The organism is Streptomyces sp. NPDC031225, assembly GCF_055570355.1.
This window is the reverse complement of the sequence record NZ_JBVIHJ010000016.1, coordinates 169251-186901: the sequence shown is the minus strand read 5'-3', so window position 1 is coordinate 186901 and position 17651 is coordinate 169251. Positions and strand designations below refer to the sequence as shown.

At 70.1% G+C, this 17651-nt stretch carries 18 protein-coding genes and 1 pseudogene; 15 read left to right on the top strand and 4 right to left on the bottom strand.

Annotated elements, in window-relative coordinates:
* Window positions 1-251: 251 nt before the first annotated feature.
* From ACZ48Z_RS26675 to ACZ48Z_RS26640, 8 genes and pseudogenes are all read left to right on the top strand, one after another.
* Entirely contained in the window at window positions 252-1292 is a 1041-nt protein-coding gene (locus ACZ48Z_RS26675; protein ID WP_468738411.1) for an MDR family NADP-dependent oxidoreductase, read from the top strand.
* 58 nt (window positions 1293-1350) lie between these two features.
* Window positions 1351-1731, top strand: a complete 381-nt coding sequence (locus tag ACZ48Z_RS26670) for a MerR family transcriptional regulator (protein ID WP_468738410.1) — start codon at window positions 1351-1353, stop codon at window positions 1729-1731.
* A 535-nt stretch (window positions 1732-2266) separates the two neighbouring features.
* Window positions 2267-3373, top strand: coding sequence for an LLM class flavin-dependent oxidoreductase (locus ACZ48Z_RS26665; RefSeq protein WP_468738409.1), 1107 nt, complete (start codon window positions 2267-2269; stop codon window positions 3371-3373).
* Window positions 3370-4770, top strand: a complete 1401-nt coding sequence (locus tag ACZ48Z_RS26660) for an NtaA/DmoA family FMN-dependent monooxygenase (RefSeq protein WP_468738408.1) — start codon at window positions 3370-3372, stop codon at window positions 4768-4770. Before ACZ48Z_RS26665 ends, ACZ48Z_RS26660 begins: the two co-directional genes overlap by 4 nt.
* Before the next feature lie 134 nt (window positions 4771-4904).
* The gene (locus ACZ48Z_RS26655) at window positions 4905-5828 is read left to right on the top strand and encodes an LLM class F420-dependent oxidoreductase (protein ID WP_468738407.1); all 924 of its coding nucleotides are present in this window, start codon (window positions 4905-4907) and stop codon (window positions 5826-5828) included.
* Window positions 5829-5891: 63 nt separating this feature from the next.
* Window positions 5892-6716, top strand: coding sequence for a DUF1684 domain-containing protein (locus tag ACZ48Z_RS26650; protein ID WP_468738406.1), 825 nt, complete (start codon window positions 5892-5894; stop codon window positions 6714-6716).
* A 334-nt stretch (window positions 6717-7050) separates the two neighbouring features.
* Window positions 7051-8121, top strand: a complete 1071-nt coding sequence (locus ACZ48Z_RS26645; protein WP_468738405.1) for an LLM class flavin-dependent oxidoreductase — start codon at window positions 7051-7053, stop codon at window positions 8119-8121.
* Window positions 8122-8216: 95 nt separating this feature from the next.
* A pseudogene (locus ACZ48Z_RS26640) lies at window positions 8217-8534 on the top strand (transposase); the annotation flags it as partial.
* A gap of 8 nt (window positions 8535-8542) precedes the next feature.
* Here the strand turns inward: ACZ48Z_RS26640 and ACZ48Z_RS26635 are convergent.
* The 3 genes from ACZ48Z_RS26635 to ACZ48Z_RS26625 all read right to left on the bottom strand — a co-directional run bounded on the left by ACZ48Z_RS26635 (window position 8543) and on the right by ACZ48Z_RS26625 (window position 10750).
* Window positions 8543-9076 carry a hypothetical protein gene (locus ACZ48Z_RS26635; protein WP_468738404.1) on the bottom strand — a complete coding sequence of 178 codons (534 nt, stop codon included), beginning with the start codon at window positions 9074-9076 and terminating at the stop codon, window positions 8543-8545.
* Between the two features lie 251 nt (window positions 9077-9327).
* Window positions 9328-9867, bottom strand: coding sequence for a hypothetical protein (locus tag ACZ48Z_RS26630; RefSeq protein WP_468738403.1), 540 nt, complete (start codon window positions 9865-9867; stop codon window positions 9328-9330).
* 64 nt (window positions 9868-9931) lie between these two features.
* Window positions 9932-10750, bottom strand: coding sequence for an IS5 family transposase (locus ACZ48Z_RS26625; protein ID WP_468738402.1), 819 nt, complete (start codon window positions 10748-10750; stop codon window positions 9932-9934).
* 424 nt (window positions 10751-11174) lie between these two features.
* Between ACZ48Z_RS26625 and ACZ48Z_RS26620 the strand changes: the two genes are divergently transcribed.
* Both ACZ48Z_RS26620 and ACZ48Z_RS26615 read left to right on the top strand, forming a co-directional pair.
* Window positions 11175-12017: a DUF6461 domain-containing protein gene (locus ACZ48Z_RS26620; RefSeq protein WP_468738401.1), complete on the top strand. Its 843-nt coding sequence runs from the start codon at window positions 11175-11177 to the stop codon at window positions 12015-12017.
* Between the two features lie 261 nt (window positions 12018-12278).
* Entirely contained in the window at window positions 12279-13277 is a 999-nt protein-coding gene (locus ACZ48Z_RS26615) for an ArsR/SmtB family transcription factor (protein WP_468738400.1), read from the top strand.
* A gap of 88 nt (window positions 13278-13365) precedes the next feature.
* Here the strand turns inward: ACZ48Z_RS26615 and ACZ48Z_RS26610 are convergent, their stop codons facing one another.
* Complete coding sequence (locus ACZ48Z_RS26610) at window positions 13366-13923, bottom strand: DUF3291 domain-containing protein (protein ID WP_468738399.1); 558 nt, start codon at window positions 13921-13923, stop codon at window positions 13366-13368.
* A gap of 313 nt (window positions 13924-14236) precedes the next feature.
* Between ACZ48Z_RS26610 and ACZ48Z_RS26605 the strand changes: the two genes are divergently transcribed.
* From ACZ48Z_RS26605 to ACZ48Z_RS26585, 5 genes are all read left to right on the top strand, one after another.
* On the top strand, window positions 14237-14563 hold the full coding sequence (locus tag ACZ48Z_RS26605; RefSeq protein ID WP_468738398.1) for a hypothetical protein: 327 nt from the start codon (window positions 14237-14239) through the stop codon (window positions 14561-14563).
* Between the two features lie 116 nt (window positions 14564-14679).
* Window positions 14680-14955 carry a hypothetical protein gene (locus ACZ48Z_RS26600; RefSeq protein ID WP_468738397.1) on the top strand — a complete coding sequence of 92 codons (276 nt, stop codon included), beginning with the start codon at window positions 14680-14682 and terminating at the stop codon, window positions 14953-14955.
* Between the two features lie 314 nt (window positions 14956-15269).
* The gene (locus ACZ48Z_RS26595) at window positions 15270-15575 is read left to right on the top strand and encodes a hypothetical protein (RefSeq protein WP_468738396.1); all 306 of its coding nucleotides are present in this window, start codon (window positions 15270-15272) and stop codon (window positions 15573-15575) included.
* Window positions 15572-16711, top strand: a complete 1140-nt coding sequence (locus ACZ48Z_RS26590) for an ABC transporter substrate-binding protein (RefSeq protein WP_468738395.1) — start codon at window positions 15572-15574, stop codon at window positions 16709-16711. Before ACZ48Z_RS26595 ends, ACZ48Z_RS26590 begins: the two co-directional genes overlap by 4 nt.
* A gap of 93 nt (window positions 16712-16804) precedes the next feature.
* The gene (locus tag ACZ48Z_RS26585; RefSeq protein WP_468738394.1) at window positions 16805-17449 is read left to right on the top strand and encodes a TetR/AcrR family transcriptional regulator; all 645 of its coding nucleotides are present in this window, start codon (window positions 16805-16807) and stop codon (window positions 17447-17449) included.
* Window positions 17450-17651: the final 202 nt, after the last annotated feature.

Below are 17651 nucleotides of genomic sequence, written 5' to 3'. Positions count from 1 at the left end.
CGATGTGGCGCCGCCGAGTGAGGTCCACGCGCGGGTTCATAAGACGGGAGTTCAGCAGAGGTCCGCCACGTCGGTCAATAACTTTCCGGACAGGTCTTGCATTGCGGACACGGAGAACTCCGCCGCCTGGTCGTGGAGATCGCACAGGCCGCCGCACTTGCCCCTGACGTGCGCGTCAAGGGCTAGCGTCTGCGCGCCCGCACCGGCCGGTCGTCCGCGCCCGGCCCGCTTCCCCCGATCAGGAGTCGTCCATGGCCGCTTTCCTGCCCGACACCACCCGTGAGGTCCGCCTCGTCACCGTCCCCGAGGGGCTGCCCGGCCCTGAGCACTTCGCCGTCGTCGCACGGCCGCTGCCCGCGCCCGGTCCGGGGCAAGTCCTCGTCCGGGGACGGTACTTCCTCGTCTTCCCCGGGCTGCGCACCCTGATCGGAGCGGAGCCGGGGGCCGTACCGCTTCCCCCGATCAGCGCGGGTGACGTGCTCTTCGGCCCCACCGTCGGCGAGGTCGTCGCCGCGGGCGCGGGCAGCCCACTGAAACCGGGGGACGCCGTCACGCACCTGCTCGGGTGGCGCGAGCACGCGCTGGTGGCCGCGGCCGACTGCACACCGGTCGGTGCTGTCCTGCCGGACCCGGTCGCCCACCTGTCGTCCGGTGTGGCCGCCTACGGTGCCCTCACCCGGCTTGCCGACATCCGTCCCGGCGACACGGTCCTCGTCACCGGGGCGGCCGGCGCTGTGGGTACCCTGGCCGGTCCGGTCGCCAGGCTGCTGGGCGCCGGAAAGGTCATCGGCACTACCCGTTCCCCGGCCAAGGCCGACCGGCTGCGCACCGAGCTGGGCTACGACGCGGTGGTCGTGTCCGGAGACGGATTCCCCGCGCTCATCGAGCAGTTGAGGGCGGCGGCACCCGACGGCATCGACCTCGTGGTGGACAACGTGGGCGGCGAGCAACTGACCGCCGCGCTCACGGTGGCCCGCCGTGGGGCCCGCTTCGCCCTCGTCGGCGCACTGGCCGGCCAGCTGTCACCGCACCTGGACGGTGACAGCGCGCCGGTGGAGATCGACACCTTCCGCGTCATCACCCAGGGGATCACGCTGCGCGGCTACAGCGGCACAGACCATCCCGGGGTGGCGGAGGAATGGGTCGAACGGTTCGGTGACTGGCTGCGTTCCGGTGCGCTCTCCTTTCCGCATGTACGGATCCCGGGCATCGAACGGGCCCCTCTAGCGTTGCAGGAACTGTTCGAGGGACGGCACTTCGGCACCGTCGTCGTGGAGCTGCCGTCACACTGAAGCACCGCCGCCGTGCGTCAGGGCCGAGCGTGCGGGCACGGAGCGAGGCGAGGTCGGGATGCGGATCGGAGATGCGGCGGCGGCAGCCGGAACCACCCCGCGGGCCCTGCGGTTCTACGAGGAGCGCGGCCTGCTGACCCCGCCGCCGCGCACGGCCACGGGCCAGCGCCGGTACGGGCCGGGCGACGTGGCCCGCGTCCGCGTCATCCGTGAACTGCTCGCCCTCGGTCTGACCATCGAGGACCTGCGCGCCATCGCCGACCGCATCCAGCTCCTGGTCGAGGATCCACGACGGCGCTGTGCCGGCAACGCCCCCGACACCGACGCCGACGCCCGCGGCTCCGGTGTGGTCACGCGCCGGCTGGCGGCCATCGACGCCGAGATCGACCGCCTGACCGACCTGCGCACCCGCCTCGCACGGCAGTCGGGACGGACCTGAGCTCCGTATGCGGTCTCCTCCCGGCTCCATCCCCTCGGACAGCAGGCCCGGCGGGCGGTGGCCACCCGGCCCGGTGAGCGCGGGCGATCAGCAACACACCTGGTCGAACCGGTCCGCCCGGCGGCTCACCCGGAACGGGGCGAGCAGCACCGTGTATGCGCAGTCCCAGTGGTCTCCAGGGCCGGACCAAGGCACACCGGGAAAGATGCGTCCACCATGCGTCGCAGCGGATGAGACGCCCATGCGCCCGTGCGCCCGTGCGCCCATGGTCGACCTTGACAGTCACAGGGGCGGACGACATACGTTGAACGGGAAAGTCGCTGACAGGTGGAGGCTCTGATGCGCGTACTGGGCGCGGCACCGCATGGTGCCTGCACTGGTGCGCGGCTGATCACCCGGCGGCACGTCGACTACTGCCGCACCTCCTCCGCCGTCTGTCCTTCCGTACACGCCTGACCCCTGCCGGCCAGTCCCGCCGGCTGTCTCGTCGTGGCCCTGTGGCCGCGCGTCGCCGTGTTTTCCCGGAAGGAACCCCATGTCCGGCCCCGCCCTGCACCTCGCCGTCGAGATCGACGGCGACGGAGCCCACCCCGCGGCCTGGCGCCGCGCCGCCCACTCCCCCGACCAGCTGCTGGCCCCGCGCCGTGTGGCCCGGGTCGCCCCCATCGCCGAGAACGCCGGCTTCACCCTCATCACCCTGGACGACGGCGTGCTGCCACCCGGCGCCGCACCGGACCCGGTGGGCCGTATCGGCGCGGTCGAGCGGGCGGCCTTCGTCGCGGCGTCCACGAGCACCATCGGGATCGCGCCTGTCGTCCCGGTCACGTATGCCGAACCCTTCCATGTCTCCAGTCAGTTGGCGTCCCTGGACCACATCTCCGCCGGTCGTGCCGGGTGGGTGGTCACGGAGGAGGAGCGTCCCGAGGCGGCCCGCGCCTGGGGGCGCCCCCTTGTCGCCGACGCCGACGCGCGGGCCCGGGAGTCCCGGGACGGGGTGGAGGTGGTCCGCGCCCTGTGGGACTCGTGGGAGGACGACGCGGTCATCCGGTCCCTGGCCACCAGTCGCTACCTCGACCGGGAACGACTCCACTACATCGACTTCACCGGTGACACGTATGCCGTGAAGGGCCCGGCGATCGTGCCGCGCCCACCGCAGGGGCAGCTGGTCGTCCTGGGCCCGCCCCACCGGGTACCGGCCGCACAGCTCGACGTCGCTCTCGTCGAGGGTCGCGACCCCGCGTCGGTCGCCACGGTCGCCGCCGACGCCGGTGCACCGCGTGTCTTCGCCGAGGTCGAGGTGGCGCTGGACACCCCCGAGGCCACGGCCGTCGAACGCGTCGCCGACCTGGAACGGCACGCACGATGGCGGGACCGGGGAAGACTCCGGCACATCGGCTCCGCAGACCAACTGGTCGCTCTACTCGACGAGTTGAGCCGTCACGTCGACGGCGTACGGCTGCATCCGCTGGTGCTGGACGAGGACCTCGCCGTTCTCTCCCGTCTGGTCCTTCCGGCCTTGTCCGAGCGGCGTCTCGTCGCCCGCCCGCTGCCCGGTACGTCCCTGCGCTCGACCCTGGGTCTGGAGCGCCCCGCCAATCGCTTCGCCGCCGCTGCCCCGGCCGGCCAGGAAGACGTCCGATGACCCGTACCGATCCCCTCGACGTCCCCCGGCCGGACGCCCGGCTCCACTTCGGGGTGTTCTTCCAGGGCGTGAACCACTGGACCATCTGGTCGGCCCCCGACAGCGGCTCCCAGATCGACCCGGCCTCCTTCCGCCAGGTCGCCCAGACCGCCGAGCGCGGCCTGTTCGACGCGTTCTTCCTCGGCGAGGGGCTGCGGCTGCGCGAGGTCGACGGCAGGATCCACGATCTCGACGTGGCCGGACGGCCGGACGCCATCACGCAGCTCGCGGCGCTGGCCGCGGTCACCCGCCGCATCGGCCTGGTCTCCACCTCCAACTCCACCTTCAACGAACCCGCCGACCTGGCCCGGCGCCTGTCCGGCCTGGACCTGCTCTCCGAGGGCCGCGCCGGATGGAACGTGGTGACCACGGACAACGCCTGGACCGGAGCGAACTTCCGCCGCGGCGGCTACCTCGACCACGCCGACCGCTACCGGCGTGCCGAGGAGTTCCTCACCGTGGCCCGCGCCCTGTGGGACGGCTGGGAGGACGGGGCAGTCGCAGACTCCGTCGGCGCGCCAGCCTGGTCGGCGCCCGGCGCCGTACACCAAGTGCGCCACAAGGGGCCGCAGTTCGACGTCGACCTCGTCCCGACGCTGCCGCGCAGCGCCCAGGGTCACCCGGTGATCTTCCAGGCCGGTGACTCCGGCGAGGGACGCGACTTCGCCGCCCGCAACGCCGACGTCATCTTCTCCGCACATGGCAACGACTTCGACGACGCACTGGCCTTCGCGGACGACATCCAGCTCCGGCTTCGGGCGGTCGGGCGGCCCGACGACGATCTGCGGATCCTGCCCGGCACCGAGATCATCCTCGGCGCCACCGAGGAGGAGGCCCAGGAGAAGAAGCACTGGATCCGGCTCCAACAGGTCACCCCGGCCACGGCCTTGGGGATCGCCGGGCTGCTGTGGGGCATCGACCTCTCCGACCGCGACGCCGATGGGCCCCTGCCCAAGGAGGACCCGGTCGTCACGGAGAACGACGGCTCCTTCGGTGCCCGGCGCGTCGCCGACCCGCGCGCCGTCGTGGCCGAATGGCGGGCGAAGGCAGAGGCACACGGCTGGTCGCTGCGCGAGACCGTCATCGCACTCGGCCCGCAGCGCGGGCACGTCGGCACTCCGTCCGGTCTGGCCGACAAGTTCGCCCACTTCGTACGGCACGGCGCGGTCGACGGCTTCAACGTCACGCCGTATCTCATCCCTGACGGCCTCGACGACATCGTCGACCTGCTCGTCCCGGAACTGCAGGAACGCGGGATCTACCGCACGGAGTACGCCGGTACCACCCTGCGCGAGAACCTCGGCCTGCGCGCACCCCTCACCCACCGGTCCGCACCTGACCGACGACAGGCGGGCTGAGCCCCCGGGCCGGCCCTTCCACCCAGGACTGAGTGCACATGACCGAGTACACATGGCTGCGTACACATGACTGACAAGAAGCTGTCACACCCGGACCGGAATGCGGATTCGGCCGACGCCCGTTGTGAAGTGACATGACTGTTGGAGTAGCACTCAACGCATCCGACGCGCCGAACCAGGTCGACGCGACCGTCCAACTGGCCCAGGAGGCCGCGGAGTTCGGTCTCACCTCGGCCTGGTTCGGGCAGACCTTCGGCGCGGACTCACCTCAGCTCGCGGCGATCGTCGGACGGGAGGTCCCCGGACTCCAGGTCGGCACCTCCGCGATCCCCGTCTTCGGCCGCCACCCCCTGCTGGTCTCCAGCCAGGCCCAGACCGCCCAGGCCGCGACCCACGGCCGCTACCACCTCGGTCTGGCCGTGGGCACGAAGCTGCTGACCGAGACGGGCTTCGGCCTGCCCTTCGATCGGCCCATCGCCCGGTTGCGCGAATTCCTCACCGTCCTGCGGCAGTTGACCGAGACCGGCACGGCCGACTTCCACGGCGAGCTGCTCACCGCCACCACACCGATCCCGGCGCGGGTACCGGGTGCCGAGAAGGGTGTGCCCCTGCTCGTCGCCGCGATGGGGCCGCAGGCGCTGCGGGCCAGCGGTGAACTGGCCGACGGGATCCTGCCCTATCTGGCGGGACCGCGCGCCCTGGCGGACCACATCGTGCCCGCCCTGACCGCCGCGGCCGAGGCCGCGGGCCGCCCCGCGCCCAGGATCGTGGCCCTGGTGCCCGGCGTGGTCACGGACGACGTCGACGAGGTGCGGGCCAAGGCCACCGAGAACCTCGCCTTCTACGAACAGATCCCGTCCTACGCCCGCGTCATCGAACTCTCGGGCGGTCGGCGGGCCGCCGATCTGGCCGTGATCGGCGACGAGAAGACGGTCGAGGCCGAGGTACGCCGTTACCGCGACGCCGGCGCCACCGAGGTCGTGTTCTCGGTCACCGAGATCGCGGGAGAAGCCGACCGCCGACGCACCTGGCGACTCCTCGGCGAACTGGCCCGCTGAGCACACCTGTCGAGCCGACGGCCCGACCGACAGCCCCCTGAACCCCTGCCCCGAAGGAGAACCATGACCACCGAGGCCACCACCACGGACCTCCACGCGTTCACCGAGACCTGGCTGGAGTGGTACCGCGCCCAGGAGGCCCGGCTCGCCTCCCCGCACGGGTTCCTGGCGATCACCGGCCTGCACTGGCTCGACGACCGGCCCCAGCGCTTCCCGGACGCGCCCGGCGCGTGGCGCACCGGTCCCGAAGGCGTCGTCGTGGACCTCGACGAGGGCGAGGAACTGGTCGTCGACGGCACCCCGGTGCGCGGCGAGCACCGCTTCGGCGTGCTTCCCGAGCGCGGCGGCGTCGACGCCGTCTGGGGAGACGCCGTCATCGAGGTCGCCAAGCGCGGCGGCCAGGACATCGTGCGCCCCCGGCACCCGGAGGCACCGCTGCGCACCGCCTTCACCGGAACGCCCGCCTACGCCCCCGACCCGCGCTGGGCCGTCACGGGCCGCTACGTCCCCTTCGACACTCCGCGGCCGACCACCGTGGGCGCCGCGGTCGAGGGCCTTGAGCATGTCTACGACGCTCCGGGTCGGATCGAGTTCGCGCTGGACGGGCGCCCGCTGTCGCTGACCGCGTTTCCCGGCCATGGCGCGGGCCGGCTGATGGTGCTGTTCACCGACGCGACCTCCGGGGTCACCACTTACGCCGCCAACCGGGCCCTGACCGTCGAAGCGCCCGCCGCCGACGGCACGGTCGTCCTGGACTTCAACCGCGCCGCGAACCTGCCCTGCGCCTACACGGACCTGGCAACCTGCCCGCTGCCCCCGGCCGAGAACCGGCTGCCGGTGGCGATCGAGGCCGGCCAGAAGATCCCCGTCGAGCGCGGCGGCTCCTGAGCCGGACGCACTCTCGCCCCGGACTCCGCCGCCTTCCCGGACTCCCCGGGCAAGGCGTCCTTTTGCGCCCGTGGCCCCGTGACCGGGACCAGATCATGTGGAGGACCGTTGTGCGGCACGGTGGTGACCTCGGCGCCCGGTTCGCCGGCGCCACCGTGTTCTCCCCGCTCTCGCGTCGGCGCCCCATCGACCACAAACGCTCGACGAGCTGTCTCTGCAAGGCCTGACGGGCCTTCCCGCCGCCGGGTCGCAGTACGGCACCGCCCGTGTTTCATCTCCCCGGCGATCCCTCGCGTCCACGTCGCCACCACCACGAGCTGAGGAGCGGCCTCGCATGAGCACGCCCACGATCACCTCACTGGCCTTTCTCACCCCGGGCAACTTCGCCGACGACGACCCCTACACCGGCCTGGAGGAGACACTCCAACTCTTCGAGTACGGGGAGCGGTTGGGCTTCGACGGCGCCTGGATCCGCCAGCGCCACCTCGAACACGGCGTCGGCTCCGCCGCGGTCTTCCTCGCCGCGGCCGGCCAACGCACGGACCGGATCGAACTCGGGACCGCCGTCATCCCGATCGGCTACGAAAGCCCCTTCCGCCTCGCCGAGGACCTCGCACTGGCCGACGTCCTGTCCCGCGGCCGCCTCCAGGTCGGCTTCAGCACCGGCATGCCGCACGCCGACCTGCTCGGCGACCTGGTGTACGACGGCGACTGGCGCCGCTTCGACCTGTCGTACGGCAGGATCGCGCGCCTCGTCGACAACCTGCGCGGCAACTACCTCGGCGGCCCGGACACCGTGATCCACTCACCCGGCAACATCCAGCGGCCACGGCTCCAGCCGCACAACCCCGGCCTGGTGGAACGGATCTGGTACGGCGGAGGCAGCCCCCGCTCGGCCCGCTGGGCCGCCGAGAACAATCTCAACCTGCTCTCCGGCAACATCGTCTCCGGCGAGGGCACAGACGACTTCACCACCGCCCAGCTGACCCTGCTCTCCGAGTACCGGCGCAGCCTGGGCGACGACCGGCCGGCGGCGCGGGTGGCGCTCGGGCGGGTGATCGTGCCGTTCGACAGCGCCGACGCGGCCACCCGGGCCCGCTACCGGGACTACGCCGCCGGCCGGTACGAGCGCACCCTGAAGCCGCAGACCCTGGTCGCGCCGGGCCCCAGGCGAATCCTGTTCGCCCCGGACGTGGTCGGCACTTCGGAGCAGATCCTGGAGCAACTGGCCGCCGATCCCGTCCTCGCACAGGTCTCGGAGCTGCGCCTGGAACTGCCGTACGAGTTCCAACGAGAGGAGTACGAACAGATCCTGCACGACGTACGGCATCTGATCGCACCCGAGTTGGGCTGGCGCGCCGCATCCTCGGCGGCATCCCCGGCGGTTCAGGAAGCGGGCCGGTGAGTCCCGCCCCCGAGCACCCGGTCCGACTGGAGGTGCACGCCCGCAAGCCGTTCGCCGCAGGCCACCACTTTCCCGGCCCCGAAGGCAGCCGCCGACCTCGCCGCTGGCGACGTGGTGGAGATGCGCTCAGTCCGTGCCTGCGGCGCCCCCGTAACCGTGCAGCAGGAGCGCGTCGCGACTACAACCACCTGCGCCGATGGCTCCGCAAGCGAGGAATCCGCCACCGCATCGCCCGCGAAGGCATCGAGTCCTCGCAACGGCTGGGTCGACACCGTTGGGTGGTCGAGAGAACCGTGTCCTGGCTGTCAGGCTGCCGTCGGCTCCACCTCCGGTATGAACGCAAGGCCGAACACTTCCTCGCCTTCGTCGGTACAGCCGCAATCCTCATCGGCTATCGAAGACTCACGGGCTGAGGCGTCGACTACCCGATGAGCTGTTCCGCGGCCTGGCGATACTGCTTCGACCGGACTTCCGTCAGTTTCCAAAGAGCGGGTAGACCGTCCTTCCGTAGCCGGTCCTCCGCCTCCTGCTGGCAAGCCAGCTCGAAGCGGGCCAGGCTGTCGAAGGAGCCGATACGGATGGCGGACGGCCACGCTGCCGCCGCCTGCGAGGCGAACTCCAGCGCCTGAGCTGCCCCGAAATTCTGCTGCTTTGCCTTGGTCAGTCCCACCGTGCCGAACACCAGAGACGACCAGTCGTTAACGAAGGCACGGCCCGCGAGCCCTGTCGGGTACCTGGCACCCAGGGACCAGCTCTCGGCAAACGCAGAGCCAAGCGAGTCGTCGTCGAGTTCTTGGTCGTCAAGAAATGCAGTGATGCTCTCCACTCCCGCCATGATCGGGATGTAGTGATCAAGCAGGCCAGATCGCTCGGTCAGCACCTGCACGGCTCCGCCCAAGCGAATGGCTGCGGCGCAACACAGTGCTTCTCCCACGGCGTCAAACGTCTCGTCCACGATCCCCCGGTCCCTTGTCCACCCCGATGGAGGGTTCCCCCAGGCACGCTAACCGCAAGAGCACCATAAGAACTCCTGGCAAAATGAACTGCTTGTGCCTTGTAGTGACGAGCTGTCAGTTCATGTGGAGAAACGTGCCGACACCTTCCATGGCGCTGCGCCGACAGCTTCGATCCGCATCCGGTTACGGGCGTGATCAGCTGCCATCCATCGGACTGCCCGCGGTGTCACCCCCGTCGCCCGATGGGCACTCAGCAACGCGACCACGCTTCTCGGGGTAGGAAGTGAGGGAGGTCGTCGAGTGCCTCACGGGGCACGAACACCGGTCGCGTGAGCAGGTGATCGCCTGCGCGCTGCACATCCAGAACGACGCCCAGCGATTCCGACCCAGGAACTCCAGCGTCCAGATACGAGAGCTCCGAATGCGGCTCGCGGGCCTCGGCACGGCCGATCATCCATTGCTCCAGAACGGAGGGGACCCGGCCGACCAGGGCTTCCCCCTCCACGAAGACTTGGGGTCCTCGCAGCGCATCGACCACGACGCCGGCCAGACGTTCCTCCCGGTAGTAGAGCTTCAAACCGAATTCTCGGTACTCGCCCTCCTCGACGGTCTCGCCCGCACGACGGCGAAACCTGTGACGCTGAGCTTCCCTGGTGGCACCACTCAGTACCTGGGACGTCTCGTCGGGACCCATACCGAACGCCAGCAGCCCCACACTCACGAACGGATCTAGAGTCCATTGCTGCCGTTCGTCATCCGCCAGCACATGCCACCACTCGAACATGACCACGGAGACTACGGCAGCGCCACGGGCCTAGGGCCACCGGCCGCAAGGCCCGCCAGACAGGCCCTACCTAGTCAAGGGTGGTCTTCAGGCGACGCCAGCCGATGAGGGCGCAGCCGAGAGTGAGGAAGGCTTCGTGGAGGTCTTCGCGGATCTCCCAGCGGGTGCGCAGGCGGCGGAACCAGTGCAGGAGCGCGAAGGCGGCTTCGACGACCCAGCGGTGCACGCCCAGGCCGGAGCCGTGCTCGGTCCCACGGCGAGCGATGACCGGGCGGATGCCCACCTCTCGCAGCTCGCGGCGGTAGACGTCGTAGTCGTAGCCACGGTCGGCGTACAGCACCTTGGGGCGCCGCCGGGGACGCCCGCGCTTACCCCGGACCGGAGGCACGGCACGCACCAGGGGCATGAGCTGGGTGACATCGTGGCGGTTGCCGCCGGTCAGCGAGGCGGCGAGCGGGATGCCGTGCGCCTCCACGATCACGTGGTGCTTGCTGCCCGTCCGTCCCCGGTCCACCGGGGACGCCCCTGTCTTCGCGCCGCCCTTCATCGCCCGCAGGTGCGAACCGTCGACCGCAGCCCAGGAGAAGTACAGCAGGCCGGCCGCCCGCAACTCGGCCAACAGGAGCTCATGCAACGCCTGCCACACCCCGGCCTCCTGCCAGTCCCGCAGCCTGCGCCAGCACGTACTCCCCGAGCCGTACCCCAGCTCCTGCGGCAGGAACTCCCACGGGATACCCGTGTACAGCACAAACAGGATCCCGTTGAGCACCCGCCGGCCATCCAGCCGCTTACGCCCCGGATACCGCTGCCTACGCTCGACCACCGGCAACAGCGGAGCGATCCGCTCCCACAGCCCGTCCTCGACCTCCCGCGGCCGACGCTGCCCCACACCCCACCCCGATCCATCGGATGCAGGCACAACACCGACTCACGGCCTGTCATTCCAAGGCAACAGCCGGTCATTTTGCTAGGACTCTTAAGAAGCGACCTCTAAGTCCCTCTGCCGGTAGGCAATGTGATGCCCCCCGGCTGACCGGCGCCTTCCCCGTCCTGACGCGGCGCATGAGCGGCGACCCACGGGAGACCCCCGGTACCTGCCGGCACGTCTGGAGGCCGCGAGCGGCAGATCTCGGTGGGAGCGGAGGCCGCTGAGCAGATCGCGCAGCGGACCGTGCTGCTGGACGGACTCGTCCAGGCCGGCCGCCGAGCACATCATGATCACCCGCAGGACGCTCCTGGAACTGCCCGACGAAACGCCCCTACGACCCGGCTCTCACCGGGCATTGTCAGTGGCAGCAGGCACACTGCGTCGTATGAACTTGGTGACCGCGCACGAGTACGCCTGGATCCGCACCTCGCCGCTCTTCCGCCACGCGATGGAGAGCGGGTACACCCTGACATTGATACGGGGGCGGACCCCGCGCGAGGTGCTGAGCGCAATGGGGGCGGAACCGCGTGGCACCGCGGAGGGAACGGCCGGGCTGATCGAGGCGGACGGCGCTCACCGCGCCGAGGTGGACTACGACTACTGCGACGATTCCTACGTCGCGGGCGCCTTCAGCGTTCCGGGCAAGAACGGCGACTGGACACTCGTCCTCGGTTTCGACGGGGGCCTGGGGCTTGCGGGCGCGTGTGTGCAGACCCTGTCGAAGGGCGGCCGGGTCGTGGCTCACTCGACCAACGGCGGCAAGCCCATCCACCTCTTCCACTGGTTCGAGGACGGCGAGCTGCGCACGACGTTCGAGGGCCCCTGGTCGCGCGACGGCAGCACTCCCGATGAACTGGTTCCCCTGCTTCGGGAAGTCGGTTTCCCCCTGACTCCCGAGGGAGAGCACGACGAGAGCACCCCGGACGTCGACGGAAAGGCGGCGGTCCTCGCTCTGGCTGAGAGACTCACCGGCATACGCGTCACCGAATCCCTCCTCCAGGACGCGACGTACGAACTGGGACTCGTCCCCGAACAGCCCGCCGACGAGTGGACCGGCGTGGTCATCGACATCACCGATGCCCACGGGGAGCGCCTGTACAGGGAATGGACCTACGAGGAGATCGCGACAGCGTCGGACCGCGCACGGGCGGAGGCCAACGCGCCGATCGTCATCACCCCCAACGAGCCGCCAGCCGTGGATCGTTCAGGGCACGAGACAGGTGAGTAGCGAGCGGGCGCGTGGAGGGCGCCCCGGCGCCCTCGCCGCCCTCAACTGACTCGCCGCCCCGGGGGCTTCTGCCATCATGCTGCGGCAGCCGTCGCTCCCACCCCTGTCGACCATGTCGAGGGTTGGGGTCGTGACATTGGCGTCGGTGGCAGTTGTCCTGTGATCCTGGGCAGACTGGCTGTGGCCAGATTGATCGTTGCGCGACTCCCGTTCGGGACTGAGACTTGCGTGGGCTGTGGTGACGCGACGACGGGGTGCTCGGTGAAACGCATTCACTTCACGGCGGAGGACCTGGCGCGGACCCGTGTGGCCACGACGATCGGCGTGGCGGCGGAGACGTTCGACAGCGTGAGGCTGTTGAAGGACCGCGACACCAGTCTTGCCTTCCGTCGCTGGCAGGTATCGGTACGTGGACGTCTGGGCCAACAGGCCGGTCCGCTTGCCGCGTTGATGCCCATGCGCGGTCCGCTGATCGACGCGATGAGCCTGATGGGAGACACGGCATCCATCGATGAGGCGGTGGACAACCTGATGGCGGCTCCCCGGGCTCTGATGCGTCTCGAAGTGGAGAACGTCGACTTCCATCCGGAACACCGGTCCTGGGCCCGGAACCTGATAGACGGCGACCGGGAAGCTCGCCTTGAGGTCGCCACGGCACTCAGGTCCTGCCACGGTCTCACCGTTGCCCCCTACTGGAGCAGGGTGCGCTCCCACCTGAGCGAGGTGCGGAACGCCTATATGGGCACGATGGCCGACGGCGGGGTCGAGCAGCTCCTCGCCACACTCTGTGGTCCGTTGGTCCGCTGGCGGCCGCCCGTGCTCGAAGTGGTCCATCCGCACGATGCGGACGTCCATCTGAACGGGCGGGGCCTCGTCATCGCGCCGACGGTGTTCTCCACACAGCAGGTCGAACTGCTGCACCCGCCACTGGACCCGGCCCGGGCACCCACTCTGGCCGTTCCCACGCTCAGCGGGACCTCGTTCGAGACCACACTGTGGGAAGGCGCCGGCGAGTCCACCGCCCAGTCACTGGACGACCTGCTGGGACGTACCAGGGCAGCGGTGCTGAGGGCGACCGTGAACGGATGCGGCACTACGGAACTGGCCCGCCGCCTGCACATCTCGCCGGCGACCGCGAGCCACCACGCGACGGTGCTGCGCAATGCTCACCTGATCACCACCCGGCAGGAGGGCAAGGCGGTCCGCCACACGATTACGCCACTGGGCCTCGCGCTGCTGGGACAGAGCCAATTCGCCTGATGACGGCCGGAGCTGGCACGGCGCCCCACTGTTCGCCGTCATTCAATCGAAGCGTTTGACAGCGATTCCCGTCGTTCAGGCTTACTTGTCAACGAACGTCATCGCCCGTCGGCCCGACGCCTTTGCTCCTGGTGGGAGTTCCGTCCGGCGTGAACGAGTCGTGGAAGGTGAAGGCGTGCGGCGCGGAGCCATGGTCGTCGAGGTGCTCCAGTTTGGAAACCCCGTCCCGCCAGATGGGAATCACGCCGTCAGGGACCCACCAGCACACGTAATTTGAGTGCCCTGTCCTCTCGAACCAGTCGTAACGCCTGTTGAGCGCCTCACGGTGCAGACCGGTGTAGACGGCGTCGAAGGCTGGGCGCAGGTCGGTCCAGAGCGAGAGGGTCGCGGCCAGGGCGGTGGTTTCCGGCGTATGGCCCTTGCCGTACCAAGTCGGTACGGCGAACTCCCCCCATGGACCCCAGTCCGCCTCGAAGAGCGCGCCCCGGTCGCCTTCTGCCGCTTCAGCATGCGCGAGGTATCCGGGGTGGTGACTGATCTTCCGGTAGACGGCCTCACCAACGTCGTAGAAGTCGCGTGTGAGAGGTGCGGGATCGGCGAGAGGGGACTTCAGGACGCCGAATGTGTACAGAGCAAGATGGGGCATGCGTCTCTCCCTGGTTGGGGCTGCCTGCATGGATCCGCTTCGGTTGCTCACCCACGAGGGGAGGGTTCGTGGGGCGTTGACCGCCTCATCCCGTCGCTGCTGGCCCAGCCTGAGGAACTCGTGCGTGTCCGTGGGTGACCACCGAAGACCAGGCGAAGGTAGCTGCCTCTGCGAGCCTTGTCGAAGTTGCGAATTCCCGGTCCAAGTGGCCTCTTGAACAGGCCCGTGGGAGAACCGGGACGGTGACGCTGCCTGCCTCGTACAGACCTGGTCGGCAGTCGCGAGGTGCTCCTACAACAAGGTCAACGACACCTTGGCCGCCGAGAGCCGCCTGCCGTTGACCGAGGTGTTGCGCGAGGAGGGGGGCTTCGACGATCTGGTCGTCTTCGACTGGGATGCCGTCAGCGACCGCGTCGCCGCACTGCCGGCCGGGACCGATCCGGACATGCCCGGTACCTGCCACGGCTCTGATGCGGAGGCCGCCGCAGCGATGCGCCCCGGCACGCCGGACGAGGCGGTCGTCGACACCGCGGTCGCACAACTGGGCGCCCTGGCCGCACCGGTCCGCACCGAAGTGACCCCGGCCTGCCCATGTTCACTCCGACGTGCACCACCGACTGGCCCGCGAGCCCACCGCTGACTGCCTGGTCCTGCTGAAGAACGACGGCGGGACACTGCCGCCAGCCTCGGCCGACCGGTTCGCCGTCATCGGTGAGTTCGCCGCGGCTTCGCGCCGACATGGCGGAGGCAGCTCCCATGTGCACACCGTCCGCGTCGACAGGCCGGTGGGCCAACCACGCGCGCTGCTGCCCGACGCCCGCGCCGACTTCGCCCAGCGCTACGACACCGCAGGGGCTCGTCGATACCACCCGGCTGCGCGAGGCGGCCCAGACGCCGGGCGTCCTGCTGCGGACCGGCCCGCACGGCCAATTCGCCGTATGGCACGCCCTGGCGCGTTCCTCTGTCCATGACGACACCATCCTGCGCGGGCTGGAGGAGGCTCTGAGGAGGCGACTGTTGCCGTCCGGCTGACCGCGGCAGGTTGGATGCGGCCGTCCGGCCGCACGCCGGCGTGCCTCCCCCAACCCCGGCGCCTCCGCCGCCGAGAGCCGATCTCTTCCGGCCCCGGCAGCCGGGGTCGGGGTGCCCCTCGACTGCCCTGACCGCACAGCCGGCATGCGACTCGGGTCACACCTCGCGCATCCAGCCCGAAAACGTCTGACTAGTCAGATACCCTCGGGTGAACCGCTCGCGGCCGGCGAGCCCCGTTCTCGACCGAAGATCGAAGAGCCCTGACGAGCACGCTCGAATTCATAGTTCCCGGCCCGACCTTTCCGGTCGGCGGCATGAACAAGGCCGCCACCCTCGTCACCGCCGAGGAGGAAACGATGCTGGTCAAAGCCTGTCCCACCCGCGAACACCGCCCGCTGGCCGCCGAGATCATCAGTCCCGGCATGCAGATCACCACCGCGTTCTCCAGCCACGGCCACGGACGCCCGGGCGAGAAGGCCGGGGCTGATATGGGCCTGTCGAGCACGCCGTACCGGAACAGCGGCCTGGTCGTTTCCGCTCCCGTTGTCCCGGCCGAGGCGGTCCGCCGCCCGTACTCCGGGAACATCCCTGCCCCCACGCAGAAAGGGTTACCCCAGTGACCAGCCTCCCCAGTCGACGGCGCCTCCTGACCACCGGAGCAGGCGCCGCACTCGGACTCGGCGCACTCGGCGCCACCGCGTCCCCCGCCGCGGCCGCCCCCACCTCAACCACGCGCGGCGCCGGCCCCGAGGAGAGCAGGAGTCTCGACGAGCTGTACGAGGCCGCCATCGCCGAAGGCGGCAAGCTCGTGATCTACGCGGGCGGCGACCTCGCCAACTCCGGCAGCGGCGCCGGCGCCCGGACCGCCTTCCGCCAGCGGTTCCCGCAGATCAACCTCGACCTCATAGTGGATTACAGCAAGTACCACGACGCCCGCGTAGACAACCAGTTCGCGACCGACACCCTGGTGCCCGACGTGGTGCAGTTGCAGACGCTGCACGACTTCACCCGCTGGAAGCGCCAGGGACGGCTGCTGCACTACAAGCCCGCAGGCTTCAGCAAGCTCCACAAGAAGTTCCGGGATCCGGACGGTGCCTGGGTGGCCGGCATGGTCATCGCCTTCAGCTACCTGTACGACGTGGCGGCAGCCGGGGCCGACGCGCCGCAGACTCCGCTGGACCTGGTCGACCCTCGCTGGAAGGGCGCCATCGCCTCCTCCTACCCGCACGACGACGACGCGGTGCTCTACCTCTTCGCCCTCTACGCGGAGACCTACGGCTGGGACTGGGTGGCCGACTTCGCCGCCCAGCAACCGCAGTTCGCCCGCGGCTCCTTCTCCCCCGGCACCGCGGTCACCGCCAAGGAAAAGATCATCGGTGTCGGCACGGGCGGCAGCCCGCTCATCACCACCCCGAATCGCTGGATGATGCCCGACGGGCACCCGTTCGTAGGGTGGGGACAGCGGATCGCGATCCTGAAACAGGCCGCCAACCCCACGGCGGCCAAGCTCTATGTGAACTGGCAGCTGTCCACCGAACGTCAGACCTCCAACAGTTGGTCGGTACGCACCGACATCGCGCCGCCCACCGGCCTGAAGCCGATCTGGGAGTACCCGAACGCCAACGTGGACGGCTTCCCTCGCTTCATGGAGGACCGGGCCCAGGTCGAGCGGCTGAAGCAGACCTTCGCCCTCTACTTCGGCGAGGTCAAGGGCGACCCGACACCCGGCTGGCCCGGTCTGCACCCGGGCGCCTGAGCCCCGACAGGCCCCCCGTACCGGTCGGACCCGACGGATCCCGGTTCGTATGGCGACGCCTTCGCATCCCCACCTGCTCTTCGGCGGGTGGGGATGCCCCTCCCTATCCTGACCGCCGCCCGCCGCCTCTACGCCACCGAAGGCCTCGGCGCCTCCATGGCCTCCGTCGCCCGCGAGGCAGGCGTCGGCAAAGCCACCCTCAGCCGCCGCTTCGCCACCCGCGAGGAACTCGTCAACGCGGTCTTCGCCGACCGCATGGACGCCTACGTCGACGCCGTTACCGCGGCACTCGCCGACCCCGACCCCTGGCACGGCTTCACCGGATACCTCCATGCCGTCTGCGCCATGCAGGCCGCCGACCGCGGTTTCGCCGATGTCCTGACCATGACCTTCCCCGCCGCCAAGGCACTGGAGGCCCGTCGCGCCGAGGCCTACCACCGCTTCCTCGAACTCACCGCCCGCGCCAAGGACACCGGGTACCTGCGCGCGGACTTCACCCACGAGGACGTCGTCATCCTGCTCATGGCCAACGCCGGGGTCATCGCCGCCACCGGCGACGCCGCCCCCGACACCTGGCGCCGCCTCGTCGGCCACATGCTCCGCTCCTACGCCACACCCGGCGCACCGCTCCCCCCGCTGCCCGAAGCACCGGCGCCCACCGCCCTCTACCGCGCCATGGTCAGCCTCTCGCGAACCGGACCAGGCACCGACCAGGGCGGCAGCCTGGGCCCGCGATAGGCGTTCACTCCGTGGCGGACACCTGCCGACAGCGGGCGGCCACCCTGCTTCCGCCGGCACGCAGGCGATGACGACGCGAGGGCGGGGACGACCATGGCCCGGCCAGCTCAGGCGCTGCCGTAGACGAGGCGGACACCGTCGCCCCGCCGGGCAGCCCTTCGAGGGCACGGGAACCCCCGGCGTGGCAACATCGGCTTCTCAG